Below are 12,708 nucleotides of genomic sequence, written 5' to 3'. Positions count from 1 at the left end.
CGGTGCCTAGGCCGGCCAGATCCCGAGGGCGACGAGCTGTGCCGAGGCTGCCTCGGCCCAGCCGCGGTTGGCGGCGGGGCTGGCGGGGCTGGGGTGCAGCACGCGGCCGAACTTCAGCCCGGGCATCCCGGCGAGCGCCTCGCTGGCGCGCTTCTCCGCCCAGTTGCCGATGCCGATCACCCACTCGGGCTGCAGCGCCCCGACCAGGGCGCGCAGGTGCGCGTCGCAGGCGGCCAGCAGCGGGCGCTGCTCGGCCATCGGCAGCTTGTCGGGGGTGAGGTTGCGCCCGCCCTCGAAGAACACCAGCGGGCAGTAGTTGGCGACGAAGTGCTCGGCGAAGAAGGCCTCGGGTGCGCCGTAGCGGGCGCGGAACAGGCCCCACAGGCGCTGGCCGCTCACCTCGGAGCGCGCGCAGGCGAAGCCTTCCACCGGCCGCTTCGGATTGACGACGCGCGGCTGCCCGACCGGACCCTCCAGCCCCAGCCAGTCGCGTGCGCTGGCGATCTCGCCGAAGGGCACGCCGATCTGCGCCATGCCGAAGGGGCCGGGGTTCATGCCCACGAAGACCACGCGGCGGCGGCCGTCGCCATAGCGCTCGAGGTAGCGCCGGTGCACCTCCCAGGCGTAGTCGAGCGGGTTGTAGACGTGGGTCACCGGGGGCGCGAAGGGTAGCGCGTCCACCGCCGCGGACAGTTCGCGGGCGGCGTCGATCAGGATGCGGGCGGTCATGTCGGGAAGAGCAGCTTGAGCAGGTAGAGGGCGGCCATGCCGGCGCCGATGGTGGCGAGCACGTTGCGCGTGCGCCAGGCCACCAGCACCGCGACCAGCGCCGCCCAGGGGCGCGGGGTGTCGAAGGCGAACACGACCTCGCCGCCGGCGACGAAGAGCGCGCTCGCGGTCAGCGCGGCGAAGCTCGCCGGCGCGATGTGGCGGCACAGGGCATGCAGCCAGCCGGGCAGGCTGCGGCTGGCGAAGAGGCCGATCATCGCGTAGCGGTACAGGTAGGTCAGCACGCCGACCAGCACCAGCAGCAGGAGCAGGGTCGTCGTGCTCATCGCGCCTGCTCCAGCCGGCGTACCGTCCACGCGCCGGCGGCCAGCCCGAGCACGATCGCCGCCACCAGGCCGAGCTTGTAGGGCAGGGCGGCGAAGGCGAGCGCGCCGAGGCCGGCGACGAGCGCCGCGGCCTGGCCGGCGCGCTCGCGCAGCAGCAGGGTGAGCAGGGCGATGAAGGTCAGCGGCACGGCGAAGTCGAGTTCCCACTCCGGCGGGATGGTGGCGCCGAACAGCAGCCCGGCGGCGGTCGACAGCTGCCAGCCCGCCCACAGCGTGAAGCCGGCGCCGAGGAAGTACCAGTGACGCAGGTCGGCCGTGGCGTCCGCGGCCGGCGTGCCGGAGTCAGTGTGTTCAGCCTGGTCCGCCTCGCCCGCATGGCGCTGCTGGTAGCGCAGCACCGCCACCGCGTAGGCCTCGTCGGTGAGCACGTAGGCCAGCAGCAGGCGCCAGCGCCGCGGCAGGTGGCGCACGTACTCCGCCATCGAGGCGCTGTACAGCACGTGGCGCAGGTTGAGCAGGCCGGAGGTGAGCGCGATGGGGATGAAGCCCGCGCCCGCGGCCAGCACTGCACGATGACGAGCTGTGCGGCGCCGGCGAAGACGATGGCCGAGGCCAGCTGCGCGAGCCAGGCCGGCACCCCGGCGGCGAGCGCGGCGATGCCGTAGATCATGCCGAAGGGCGCCACGCCGAGCAGCAGCGGCGCCTCGTCGCGGCAGCCGGCGAGGAACTCGCGGCGTGCGCTCGTGCCGGTGGGCGCCATCAGTCGTCCACCGCGCCGTCGGTCTGCGGCCGGCCGAGGCGCGCCAGCGCGTCGCGCAGCCACCACACCATCACCACGCCCGGCACGGCGACGACGATCGAGAACAGGAAGAAGGCTGGCCAGCCGATGCTCTGCGACAGCACGCCCGACAGCGGGCTCACATAGATCCGCCCCACCGCGGCGAAGGCCGACAGCAAGGCGTAGTGGGTGGCGGTGAAGCGCTGGTTGCACAGCCCCATCAGCAGCGCGACGAAGGCCACCGTGCCCATGCCGCCGGTGATGTTCTCGCCGGCGATCACGGTCAGCAGCAGCAGATCGAGCGCGGCCGGCGCATCGAGCGCCACGAAGCCCCAGTCGAAGGCCGGCACCATCACCGCGCCCCACGCACCCTTGCCGAGCCTGGCGAGCAGATAGAAGCCGAAGTTGGACACCAGCTGCAGCACGCCGAACAGCAGCAGCGAGCGGTACAGCGCCAGCCGCGTCATGATCAGCCCGCCGATGAAGGCGCCGAGGATGGTCAGCCAGATGCCGATCACCTTGTTGGCGATGCCCACCTCTTCCTGCGAGAACCCCATGCCCTTGATCAGGAAGGGCGTGGTCAGGCTGCCGGCGAAGGCGTCGCCGAGCTTGTACAGGATGATCAGCGCCAGGAAGGCGGCGGCGCCCTGCTGCGCGAAGTAGCTCGACAGCGAGCGGTTGAGCGTCTCGAAGCCGGCGCGCCGCGCCGCCCAGCCCGCCAGCGGCAGCGCCAGCGCGATCTCCGCCATCACGAACAGGAGCTGGATCCAGCGGTTGGCGTCGTTCGGATCGAGGCCGATCAGGATCAGCGCCTGGCGGGCGATCCAGTAGCCTGCGGCCACCCCGGCCAGCATCGCGGCGAAGCCGAGCAGCTCGCGCCTGGGGTCGGAATCGAGCGGCTTCAGCGCCGCCGACACGCGCGGCAGCGCCAGCAGCGACACCACGGCGCAGGCCGCCATGATCAGCGCCATGGTCTCGTACACCCGCGGCCACGACGCCCACTGCCCTGCCCAGATCAGCGCGATGCCGCCGGACAGGATCATCGCCAGGCGGTAGGCGAACACGTGCACCGAGGCGCCCAGCCCGCGCTCGGCCTCCGGCAGCAGGTCGGTGCGGTAGGCGTCGACCACCACGTCCTGCGAGGCCGACAGGAAGGCGATCGCCACCGCGGCGGCGGCGAACAGGCCCGGCGTGGCCGTCGGCGACAGGCTCGCCATCCACCACAGCAGCACCGCCAGCGCGAGCTGGGTGAGCGCCAGCCAGCCGCGCCGGCGGCCCAGCCAGGGCGGCTCGAAGCGGTCCATCAGTGGTGCCCACAGGAACTTGAAGGTGTAGGGCACGCCGACCAGGCCGAAGAAGCCGATGGTCGCGAGGTCCACGCCATCGACCGTCAGCCAGGCCTGCATGGCCTGGCCGGTCAGCGCCAGCGGCAGGCCGGAGGCGAAGCCGAGCACCAGGATGGCGGACAGTCGCCAGGCACGCGCGAAGGCAGGGGAGGGAGGGGCGGACAAGGAGGGACGGCCGGGGTGTTGCAGGGCCGCGCATTATCGCAGATCATCCGCGGCCCCCCGGTTTACACAATTCGATACTTTGCTTGCGTCCGGCTCGTTCTGACTCAACAATGCCGGGAAAGCCAAATTCCCCGATTCGTGGAGGTCGTTTTTCATGTCCCACACCGTGACCGTGGTCTTCGGAGGCGAGCGCGAGTACGAGTTCCCGCTGCGCGATGCCGATGTCGCCTCGACCACCAAGGAGCAGGCCCGCAGCTGGCTCGCAAGGGAATTCGAGGATCTCGAGTGCACCCCGTCCAACCCGATGGGCAAGGTGCTCGTGCTCGACATGGTGCTCAACGTCGCCAAGTACGGTGGCGAGGGCCGCTTCGAGCAGGCTGGCGAATGGGCGCGCAAGTACGCGCTCCACACCGCGGTCGCGCTCGACCGTCCCGCGGTGCGGGTGGACGTCTCGTCCTTCGTGGTCGGCTGATCCTTTCGTCCGTTCAAGGCACCGCCGCTTTCCGCGGCGGTGCTTCCAGCAAGGCTTCGACCAGGCGCTCGGCGGTGTCGTCCCCGCGTTCCTCGACCATGCGCAGCAGCGGCCCCGGCTTGTCGCGGTTGGGCGAATCCGCCCGGCTCGACTGCCACAGCGCGGCGAGCGTGCTGTCCAGAAAACCGCGGTCGGTATCGCGCCCGACCAGCACCACCACGCGCTCCAGCGCCACGTGGTCGAGCAGCTGTTGCAGCTCGTAGCGGCAGCCCTCGTTCTGCGGCGAGAAGCCGCGCAGGTCCATCAGCACCGCATCCGCGGCGCGCGCCAGGCACAGCATGGTCGGACGCCAGGTGTCGTCGTGGCAGAAGAACTCGTTGACGCGGTGGCGGCCGTCCGGATCGGGGCCCAGCGCACGCGCGGCATGGCGCCTTGCGAGGTCGGCCTCGTCGCGCACGAAGGCGCGCGATAGCCGTCCACCGACGAAGTCCAGGAACTCGTGGGGCTCGACCGCCGTGGTGGCGAGGTCGGGGCCGGCGATCATGTCGATGTGGCCGATGCGCAGCCAGCGCTTGCCGAAGGCGTCGAAGAGGCGCTCGCTGCGCGCGCCGAGCGCGAATACGCGCAGCAGCAGCAGCCCCGGCGCCGGTCCTTGCGCGAGCCCGAGCCCGAGCCCGGTGAGCCGGAAGCCCGCCAAGGTCGTGAGCTTCCAGGCGAGGAAGGCGAGCGGGCCGGCCGCGAGCCAGGCCAGCCCCTCGAAGGCGAAGCCCACCGACTGCACCACCGCGAACAGCAGCCACATCGCCTCCAGGGTCAGGAGCTGGTCGCTGCTGCGTCGTGCGACGTGGCGCCTGCCCAGCCACTTCAGCACCAGCCGCCCAAGCAGCGTGGCGACGGCGGCCCCCACGAGCAGCAGCGCCCAGAAGGTCTGCGTGCCGTCCAGGCCGAGCGCGCCGCCGGCGCCGACCGCCATGCGCATCGTCGCCTCGCTCTGCCCCGCCAGACGGACCGCCGCCTCGGCGCCGATCACCGCGACCAGCATGAAGGCGAGCACCAGCGGCCCCACTGCGCGGATACGCCGATGCAGGAAGGCGAGCAGCAGCAGGGTCGGCGGCAGGTTGGTGCTCGCCCAGAGGCCCGCGAGGTCGAACGCCGAAAGCGCCGGGTTGCGCGACAGCGCCCAGGCGGCGAGGACGAGCATGGGCAGCACGTAGGCCAGCCCCAGCGACAGGCGCTGCCGCGTCGTGCCGGCCGTCACCAGCCCGACGGCGAGCACGGCCGGCCAGGCGTGGCAGGCGAACACCAGCAGGAAGCGGGTGAGCACGAAGCCGCCGTCCTGCCACGCGAATTGCATCCAGGCGGTGGTGAGCACGAGGGCATAGGCGAGACCGGCGAGCAGCTGGACGAGGCCCGCCGCGCGCAGCGATCGCCGCATCCTCGCCTGTGCGGGACGGGCGCCCGCCGCGCCCTCCTCGCGTGGCTCCAGGCGCAGCGCGGCGGTCGGTGGAGTCGCGGGAGTGGAAGGGGTTTCTTGCGGGTGCGAGCTGGCACTCCCCGCGGCCGGACTGGCGAGCGCCATCGAGCGCAGCACCGCCCGCCGGTACAGCGCGAGGAGCGCCAGGCACACCGGCAAGGTCAGCGCGGCGGCGATCAGGATCAGCGCCGGCAGCGCGCCGGTGGCGACGAGGACGGCCTCGCTGTTCGCCTGCATCGCTGCGCGTCTCCTGTGCCCGGGACCGCGGCGCGGTCACGGTTCAGTATAGGAGGCCCGCGCCAGCGCGCCTCAGCCGTTGCGTCCCAGCCTGTACACCGCCACGCTGGCGAGGAAGTTCGGCTCGTCCAGCATCAGCTTGCCCTCGTCGAAGGCGAGGCGCTCGCGCACCGCGATGCCGTTCAGCTCGCACAGCGCGTCGAAGTCGGCGATGGTGAAGAAGCGCACGTTGGGGGTGTTGAACCACTGGTGCGGCAGGCTCTCCGACACCGGCATGCGGCCGTTGAGGATGCTCTGGCGGTGGCGCCAGTAGCCGAAGTTGGGGAAGCTCACCACGGCCTCGCGGCCCACGCGCAGCATCTCGTGCAGGATGCCCTGGGTGTTGTGCATGGCCTGCAGCGACAGGCTCATGATGACGTGGTCGAAGAAGCCGTCCTCGAGGCCGACAAGGCCCTTCTCGAGGTCCATCTGGATCACGTTGACGCCGTTGTTGACGCTGCCGAGCAGCTTGTCCGGGTCGTTCTCGACGCCGTAGCCCTGCACCTGGCGCACGTCCATCAGGTGGCGCAGCAGCTCGCCGTCGCCGCAGCCGAGGTCGAGCACCTTCTCGCCGGGCTCGATCCACTGCGTGATCACTTCATAGTCGTAGCGGTAGGCAGTCATCTCACACCTCGATGCGGTCGAACCAGGCCGACAGAAGCTTGTGGTAGCGCGGCTCGTCGAGCAGGAAGGAGTCGTGGCCGGCCGGGCAGTCGATCTCGGCGTAGCTGACGTTGCGGCGGTTGTGCAGCAGGGCGTAGACGATCTCGCGCGAACGCTCTGGCGAGAAGCGCCAGTCGGTGGTGAAGGACACCACCAGGAAGTCGGCGGTGGCGCGGGCGAGCGCGGCGGGCAGGTGGCCGCCGTACTCGAAGGCGGGGTCGAAGTAGTCGAGCGCCTTGGTGGTCAGCAGGTAGGTGTTGGCGTCGAAGTAGCCGGCGAACTTGTCGCCCTGGTAGCGCAGGTAGGACTCGATCTCGAACTCGACGTCGTAGCTGTAGGTGTTGCGGCCGTGGCGCAGGCTGCGGCCGAATTTCTCCGCCATCGAGTCGTCGGACAGGTAGGTGATGTGCCCGACCATGCGCGCCAGCTTGAGGCCGCGCGCCGGCACCACGCCGTGCGCGTAGTAGTGGCCGCCGTGGAACTCGGGGTCGGTGAGGATGGCCTGGCGGGCGACCTCGTTGAAGGCGATGTTCTGCGCGGTGAGCTTGGGCGCGGCGGCGATCACCGCGACGTGGCCGACGCGCTCGGGATATTGCAGCGCCCACGACATCGCCTGCATGCCGCCGAGCGAGCCGCCCACCACCGCGGCGAAGCGCCGGATGCCGAGCTGGTCGGCCAGGCGCGCCTGGGATTCAACCCAGTCTTCCACGGTGACGAAGGGGAAGTCCGCGCCCCACAGCTTGCCGGTGGCGGGGTTGATCTGGTTGGGGCCGGAGGAGCCGTAGCAGCCGCCGAGGTTGTTCACCCCGATCACGAAGAACTTGCGCGTATCGAGCGGCTTGCCCGGGCCGATGAGGTTGTCCCACCAGCCCACGTTGTGCGGCGCGTCGGCGTAGGTGCCGGCGACGTGGTGCGAACCCGACAGCGCGTGGCATACCAGCACCGCGTTGCTGCGATCGGCGTTGAGCGTGCCGTAGGTCTCATAGACCAGGTGGTAGTGGTCCAGCGTGCCGCCGCTGCGCAGCGCGAGCGGCGTGGTGAACTCGGCCCGCTGCGGCACGACCACGCCGACCGATTGGGGTGCGATCATTTTGGTCATCTGGAAAAACAAAAAACCCAGCCGGCTAGAAACGCGGACTGGGTGCCCTCGCTTTAGCCGTATTTGTTGAGCGCCCGCAAGCTGTTGATCAAATCGGCGCTAGGTGGCTGGAAGTTAGCGCCCAGGAAGGGAAAAGTCAAACGGCCGGCATGATAAGATTTTCGGCTCCTGCACAGCCCCGAACGCCATGATCCAGGTCATCCTCAACGGCCAGCCCGAATCGCTGCAGCCCGATCTCTCGGTGCTTGCCCTGCTCGAGGCGCGCGGCCTCGTCGGCAAGCGCCTCGCGGTCGAGCGCAACGGCGAGATCGTGCCCAAGGCCCGCCACGCCGAAGTCAAACTCGCCGACGGCGACCGCCTCGAGATCGTCGTCGCCGTCGGTGGCGGCTGACGGCACGGCGCCCGGCGGCGCGCCGTAGCGCCCCTGTAGGAGCGGCGGCAGCCGCGAACAAGGCGCCCACCGACCGCGATCGCGCGGACGCCGAATTCCCCGCGGATGCCGAAGCCCCTTTCGCGGCGGCCGCCGCTCCTACAGGGGCTGGTCGCCGCAGCTGCGGCCTCCTTTTCAGATCAACCCTCACAGGCTCCCAACATGAACGACCCCCTGGTCATCGCCGGCAAGGCCTATCACTCCCGACTGCTCGTCGGCACCGGCAAGTACAAGGACTTCGCCGAGACGCGCGAAGCCATCGACGCCAGCGGCGCCGCGATCGTCACCGTCGCCATCCGCCGCACCAACATCGGCCAGAACCCGGGCGAGCCCAACCTGCTCGACGTGCTGCCGCCGGAGAAATTCACCATCCTCCCGAACACCGCCGGCTGCTACACCGCCGACGACGCGGTGCGCACGCTGCGCCTGGCGCGCGAGCTGCTCGACGGCCACGCGCTGGTCAAGCTCGAGGTGCTCGGCGACCCCAAGAACCTGTTCCCCAACATGCCCGAGACGCTCAAGGCCGCCGAGACCCTGGTCAAGGACGGCTTCGACGTCATGGTCTACTGCGCCGACGACCCCATCCAGGCGAAGATGCTCGAGGACATCGGCTGCTGCGCGATCATGCCGCTCGCCTCGCTGATCGGCTCCGGGATGGGCATCATCAACCCGTGGAACCTGCGCCTGATCATCGACAACGCCAAGGTGCCGGTGCTGGTCGATGCCGGCGTGGGCACGGCGTCGGATGCCGCGATCGCGATGGAGCTGGGCTGCGACGGCGTGCTGATGAACACCGCGATCGCCGCCGCCGGCCGCCCGGTGCTGATGGCGAGCGCGATGCGGAAGGCGGTCGAGGCCGGGCGCGAGGCCTTCCTCGCCGGGCGCATGCCGCGCAAGTTCTACTCGGCCGACCCGAGCTCGCCGACCCAGGGGCTGATCGGTTCATGAGCGAGATTGGCAAGGACGCCGCAGGCGGCGTCGCGGCGGTCGACGCGGCCGTGCAGGAGAGCGTGACGCGCACCGGCATCGAGCCCGTGGCCGGCGTCGAGATCATCGGCCGCGACAGCCCCGAGCACCGCTTCTCCAGCCGCAGCATCCGCAGCTTCGTGCTGCGCCAGGGCCGCATGTCCGAGGCGCAGCAGCGCTACCTCGACGACATGCTGCCCAAGGTCGGCATCGACTACCGCGCCGCGCCGCTCGATCTGGACGCCGCATTCGGCCGCCAGGCGCCGAAGATCCTCGAGATCGGCTTCGGCATGGGCGAGACCACCGCGCGCATCGCCGCGGCGATGCCCGACCACGACTTCCTCGGCATCGAGGTGCACACCCCCGGCGTAGGCGCGCTGTGCAAGCTGATCGCCGAGGGCGATCTCTCCAACCTGCGCATCGTCCAGCATGACGCCGTCGAGGTGATGCGCGACATGATCGCCGACGGTGCGCTCGCCGGTGTGCATCTGTTCTTCCCCGACCCCTGGCGCAAGAAGCGCCACTTCAAGCGCCGCATCGTGCAGCCCGACTTCGTCGCGCTGGTCGCGCAGAAGCTCGCCCCCGGCGGCTACTTCCACTGCGCCACCGACTGGGAGGACTACGCGCACTGGATGCTCGAGATCATCTCCGCCGAGCCCCAGCTGCAGAACACCGCTGACGGCTTCGCGCCGCGTCCCGCGCATCGCCTGCTGACGAAATTCGAAAACCGTGGTCTGAAGCTGGGACACGGGGTATGGGACCTCGTGTTCCGCCGCCGCGCGGGCTGAACCATCCGTAACGAGGACACTGCAGCATGATCCGGGGCCTGTTCCGCTTCCTATTGAACGTGCTGCGCATGTTCGTGCGCGCGCTCGACCTCGTCGTGCGCGGCGTCTTCTACGCCCTGCTGATCTTCGGCCTCGGCGTGCTGCTGTCCTTCTTCTTCCACCCCGAGCCCGAGGTGCCGGCCGGGTCCGCGCTGGTGCTGCGGCCGGTGGGCACCATCGTCGAGCAGGCCGAGCTCGATCCGCCGCTGGCGCTGTTGCGCGCCGGGGGGGCGCCGGCGGGACAGATGCGCCTGGCCGACCTGGTGGAGGCGGTGCGCACGGCGCGCGACGACGCGCGCATCGCCGCGCTGGTGATCGAGACCGACGAGCTCGTCGGCGGCGGCTTCTCCAAGCTCGCCGAGCTGCGCGCCGCGATCGCCGACTTCAAGGCCTCGGGCAAGCCGGTCCTGGCGCGCGGCGAGCGCTTCACCCAGTCGCAGTACTACCTCGCATCGGTGGCCGACGAGCTCCACCTCTCGCCCGACGGCTTCGTGCTGCTGCGCGGCCTGGCGCGCTACGGCTCCTACTTCAAGGACGCGCTCGACAAGCTCGGCGTCAAGGTGCACGTGTTCCGCGTCGGCGAATACAAGTCCTTCTCCGAGCCCTTCACCCGCAGCGACATGTCCGACGAGGACCGCGAGGCCACCCGCGACCTCCTCGACGGGCTGTGGCGCTTCATGCGCGACGACATCGCGGCCAGCCGCAAGCTCACCCCCGCGGCGGTCGATGCGCATGTGAATGACATCCGCGGCGCGCTCGCCGCCGCCGGGGGCGATGCCGCCAAAGCCGCGCTCACCGCCGGCCTGGTGGACCGCTTCAGCACCCGCGACGAGTGGCGCGCCCGCCTGGTCGAGGCCGTGGGGACCGACCACGAGGGCAAGGACGTGCGCGCCATCGAGGTCGACGCCTATCTCGCGCTCGCGGCGGACGATACCAAGGATGCCGCCGGCAACGTGGCGGTGATCGTCGCCCAGGGCACCATCGTCGATGGCGCCGAGCCGGCCGGCGTGGTCGCCGGCGACACCTTCGCCCGCCTGATCCGCGAGGCGCGCGAGGACGAGGACATCAAGGCGCTGGTGCTGCGCATCGACAGCCCGGGCGGCAGCGCCTGGGCGTCCGAGCTGATCCGGCGCGAGCTGCAGCTCACCCGCGAGGCCGGCAAGCCGGTGATCGCGTCGATGAGCTCGGTGGCGGCCTCGGGCGGCTACTGGATCGCCACCGGTGCCGACGAGATCTGGGCGGCGCCCTCCACGGTGACCGGCTCGATCGGCATCTTCGGCCTCTTCCCCGAGTTCTCCGAGCCGCTGCGCCGGCTCGGCATCGGCGTCGATGGCGTCGCCACCGCGCCGCTCGCCGGCGCGCTCGATCCGCGGCGTCCGCTCGACCCCGCCGCGGCCGAGGCCATGCAGCTCGGCATCGAGCACGGCTACCGGCGCTTCCTCGAGGTCGTCGCGCAGGCGCGCAAGATGACGGTCGCGGAGGTCGACGCGGTCGCCCGCGGCCGCGTGTGGACCGGAGAGGCCGCGAGCGGGCTCGGGCTGGTGGACAAGCTCGGCAGCCTCGAGGACGCGATCGCCGCCGCGGCCGCGCGCGCCGGCCTCGCCCGGCACGACGTGGTGTGGCCGGCGGCGGGCGAGTCCTTCGAGCAGCGTATGCTGCGCCGGCTGCTGCGCGCGGGCGAGGACTTCGGCATCGACCTGGCCGGCCGCAGTGCCTCCGCCGCCCCGCTCGTCGCCGTAGCCACGGACCTGGAGCGCAGCGCCCGCGAGCTGCTGCGCTGGAACGATCCGCGCCACCACTACCTGCACTGCCTGTGCGACGCGCCTTGAAAGCGCGCGCTCGCATACCCACATCACACCGCAAGGAGGATGCCTTGAAACTCACCAGCCAGAGCTTCACCGACGGCGCCCGCATCCCGGGCGAATTCGCCTTCTGCATTCCGGCCGAAGAAGGCCACGTCTGCCTGGGCGGCAACCGCAACCCGCAGCTGTCGTGGACCGAGGTGCCCGCGGGCACGAAGTCCTTCGTGCTCGTCTGCCACGACCCCGACGTGCCGAGCAAGGGCGACGACGTCAACCAGGAAGGCCGCACGGTGCCCGCCAGCCTGCCGCGAGTGGATTTCTTCCACTGGGTGGTGGTCGACCTCCCCGCCGAGCTGCGCGCGATCGACGCCGGGGATTTCTCCGCCGAGGTCACCCCGGGCGGCAAGCCGGGTCCGGAGGCCGCGCTCGGCGCGCGCCACGGCGTGAACGATTACACCGCCTGGTTCGCCGGCGACGAGTCGATGAAGGGAGACTATCACGGCTACGACGGCCCCTGCCCGCCGTGGAACGACGAGATCCTGCACCACTACGTGTTCACGCTGTACGCGCTCGACGTCGCGCGCTGCGCGGTCGAGGGCCGCTTCACCGGTCCGGACGTGCGCGCGGCGATCGCCGGCCGCGTGCTCGCCGAGGCGAAGCTCACGGGCACCTATTCGCTGAACCCGGCGCTCGCCGCCAGGTAAGCGGTACGCGGGCATGGGACTGCGGACGGGAATGGGCGCGGCGGGCCTGCGGTGCATGCGGTCCCGGTGGGAGCGGGCTTGCCCGCGAATGCAGCGATCGAAACCTGCACACCCATCCTGCGACCGACCGCCCATTCGCGGCTGCCGCCGCTCCTACATTCGCGGCTGTCGGCGCTCTTACATTCGTGGCTGCCGCAGCTCCTACATTCGCGGCTGCCGCAGCTCCTACATGGGCCGAAGCCGCGGCGGTTTGTGTAGGAGCGCCGGCAGGCGCGAATGCAGCGTTCGAGCCTGAGCGGTTCGCTGGCCCGCCCGCTCCCGCCCCGCAACGCAACTTGAGGCCTCGATGTTCGAATTTCTCCAAGGGATCGCCTTCGGCCTGCTGGTCTCCTTCGTGCCCTGGTTCATGGCCGGGATGTACGACCCGCGCCTGGTGGTGCCGGAGGAGCTCGCCTCGCGCTGGCAGGTCATCCTGCGCTACGCGGTGGCCATGCCCTCGGTCGCGACGCTGCTGCTGCTGACCTCGTTGTGGGGCGGCTTCGGCGCCAGCCTGGGCGGCTGGCTCGCCGGCCTCGCCGCGGCCCCGGCCGCGCTCTTCCTGGAGCGGCGCTGGCGGCGCTGGCGCGAAGGCCGCGCCAGCAAGGAACGCGC

12 protein-coding genes and 2 pseudogenes are annotated in these 12,708 nt (G+C 70.9%); 7 read left to right on the top strand and 7 right to left on the bottom strand.

Features of this window, described 5'->3' with window-relative positions:
• Positions 1-6 precede the first annotated feature (6 nt).
• The 4 genes and pseudogenes from C667_RS04130 to C667_RS04115 form a co-directional block, all read right to left on the bottom strand.
• Positions 7-729 (bottom strand): uracil-DNA glycosylase family protein, encoded by a 723-nt coding sequence (locus C667_RS04130; RefSeq protein WP_004357550.1) that lies wholly within the window; start codon positions 727-729, stop codon positions 7-9.
• Entirely contained in the window at positions 726-1,055 is a 330-nt protein-coding gene (locus tag C667_RS04125; RefSeq protein WP_004357548.1) for an AzlD domain-containing protein, read from the bottom strand. The genes C667_RS04130 and C667_RS04125 overlap by 4 nt, the downstream gene beginning before the upstream one ends.
• Positions 1,052-1,815, bottom strand: a pseudogene (locus tag C667_RS04120) (AzlC family ABC transporter permease). The gene C667_RS04125 and the pseudogene C667_RS04120 overlap by 4 nt, the downstream one beginning before the upstream one ends.
• Positions 1,815-3,344 carry an AmpG family muropeptide MFS transporter gene (locus tag C667_RS04115; RefSeq protein WP_039920761.1) on the bottom strand — a complete coding sequence of 510 codons (1,530 nt, stop codon included), beginning with the start codon at positions 3,342-3,344 and terminating at the stop codon, positions 1,815-1,817. The pseudogene C667_RS04120 and the gene C667_RS04115 overlap by 1 nt, the downstream one beginning before the upstream one ends.
• Before the next feature lie 154 nt (positions 3,345-3,498).
• Here C667_RS04115 and C667_RS04110 point away from each other — a divergent pair, with 154 nt between their 5' ends.
• A complete protein-coding gene (locus tag C667_RS04110) occupies positions 3,499-3,816 on the top strand; it encodes a hypothetical protein (RefSeq protein WP_004357541.1) in 318 nt (105 codons plus the stop codon).
• Between the two features lie 13 nt (positions 3,817-3,829).
• On the opposite strand, the gene C667_RS04105 is transcribed toward C667_RS04110, so the two are convergent.
• The 3 genes from C667_RS04105 to metX all read right to left on the bottom strand — a co-directional run bounded on the left by C667_RS04105 (position 3,830) and on the right by metX (position 7,319).
• Entirely contained in the window at positions 3,830-5,527 is a 1,698-nt protein-coding gene (locus tag C667_RS04105; protein ID WP_004357539.1) for a hypothetical protein, read from the bottom strand.
• Positions 5,528-5,599: 72 nt separating this feature from the next.
• The gene (metW, locus tag C667_RS04100; protein WP_004357537.1) at positions 5,600-6,190 is read right to left on the bottom strand and encodes a methionine biosynthesis protein MetW; all 591 of its coding nucleotides are present in this window, start codon (positions 6,188-6,190) and stop codon (positions 5,600-5,602) included.
• A 1-nt stretch (position 6,191) separates the two neighbouring features.
• Positions 6,192-7,319, bottom strand: a complete 1,128-nt coding sequence (gene metX, locus C667_RS04095) for a homoserine O-succinyltransferase MetX (protein WP_004357535.1) — start codon at positions 7,317-7,319, stop codon at positions 6,192-6,194.
• Between the two features lie 196 nt (positions 7,320-7,515).
• On the opposite strand from metX, the gene thiS reads away from it, so the two are divergent.
• From thiS to C667_RS04065, 6 genes and pseudogenes are all read left to right on the top strand, one after another.
• The gene (gene thiS / locus C667_RS04090) at positions 7,516-7,719 is read left to right on the top strand and encodes a sulfur carrier protein ThiS (RefSeq protein WP_004357532.1); all 204 of its coding nucleotides are present in this window, start codon (positions 7,516-7,518) and stop codon (positions 7,717-7,719) included.
• A 201-nt stretch (positions 7,720-7,920) separates the two neighbouring features.
• The gene (locus tag C667_RS04085; RefSeq protein WP_004357530.1) at positions 7,921-8,706 is read left to right on the top strand and encodes a thiazole synthase; all 786 of its coding nucleotides are present in this window, start codon (positions 7,921-7,923) and stop codon (positions 8,704-8,706) included.
• The gene (gene trmB / locus C667_RS04080; protein WP_004357528.1) at positions 8,703-9,512 is read left to right on the top strand and encodes a tRNA (guanosine(46)-N7)-methyltransferase TrmB; all 810 of its coding nucleotides are present in this window, start codon (positions 8,703-8,705) and stop codon (positions 9,510-9,512) included. Before C667_RS04085 ends, trmB begins: the two co-directional genes overlap by 4 nt.
• Positions 9,513-9,538: 26 nt before the next feature.
• Positions 9,539-11,380, top strand: a complete 1,842-nt coding sequence (gene sppA / locus C667_RS04075) for a signal peptide peptidase SppA (RefSeq protein WP_004357526.1) — start codon at positions 9,539-9,541, stop codon at positions 11,378-11,380.
• 44 nt (positions 11,381-11,424) lie between these two features.
• Entirely contained in the window at positions 11,425-12,057 is a 633-nt protein-coding gene (locus tag C667_RS04070) for a YbhB/YbcL family Raf kinase inhibitor-like protein (protein ID WP_004357525.1), read from the top strand.
• 346 nt (positions 12,058-12,403) lie between these two features.
• Positions 12,404-12,708, top strand: a pseudogene (locus C667_RS04065) (cobyrinic acid a,c-diamide synthase); the annotation flags it as partial.

Source organism: Thauera phenylacetica B4P (genome assembly GCF_000310225.1).
GTDB lineage: Bacteria > Pseudomonadota > Gammaproteobacteria > Burkholderiales > Rhodocyclaceae > Thauera > Thauera phenylacetica.
The sequence above is the reverse complement of the archived record's forward strand: the minus strand, read 5'-3'. Positions and strand labels throughout refer to the sequence as shown.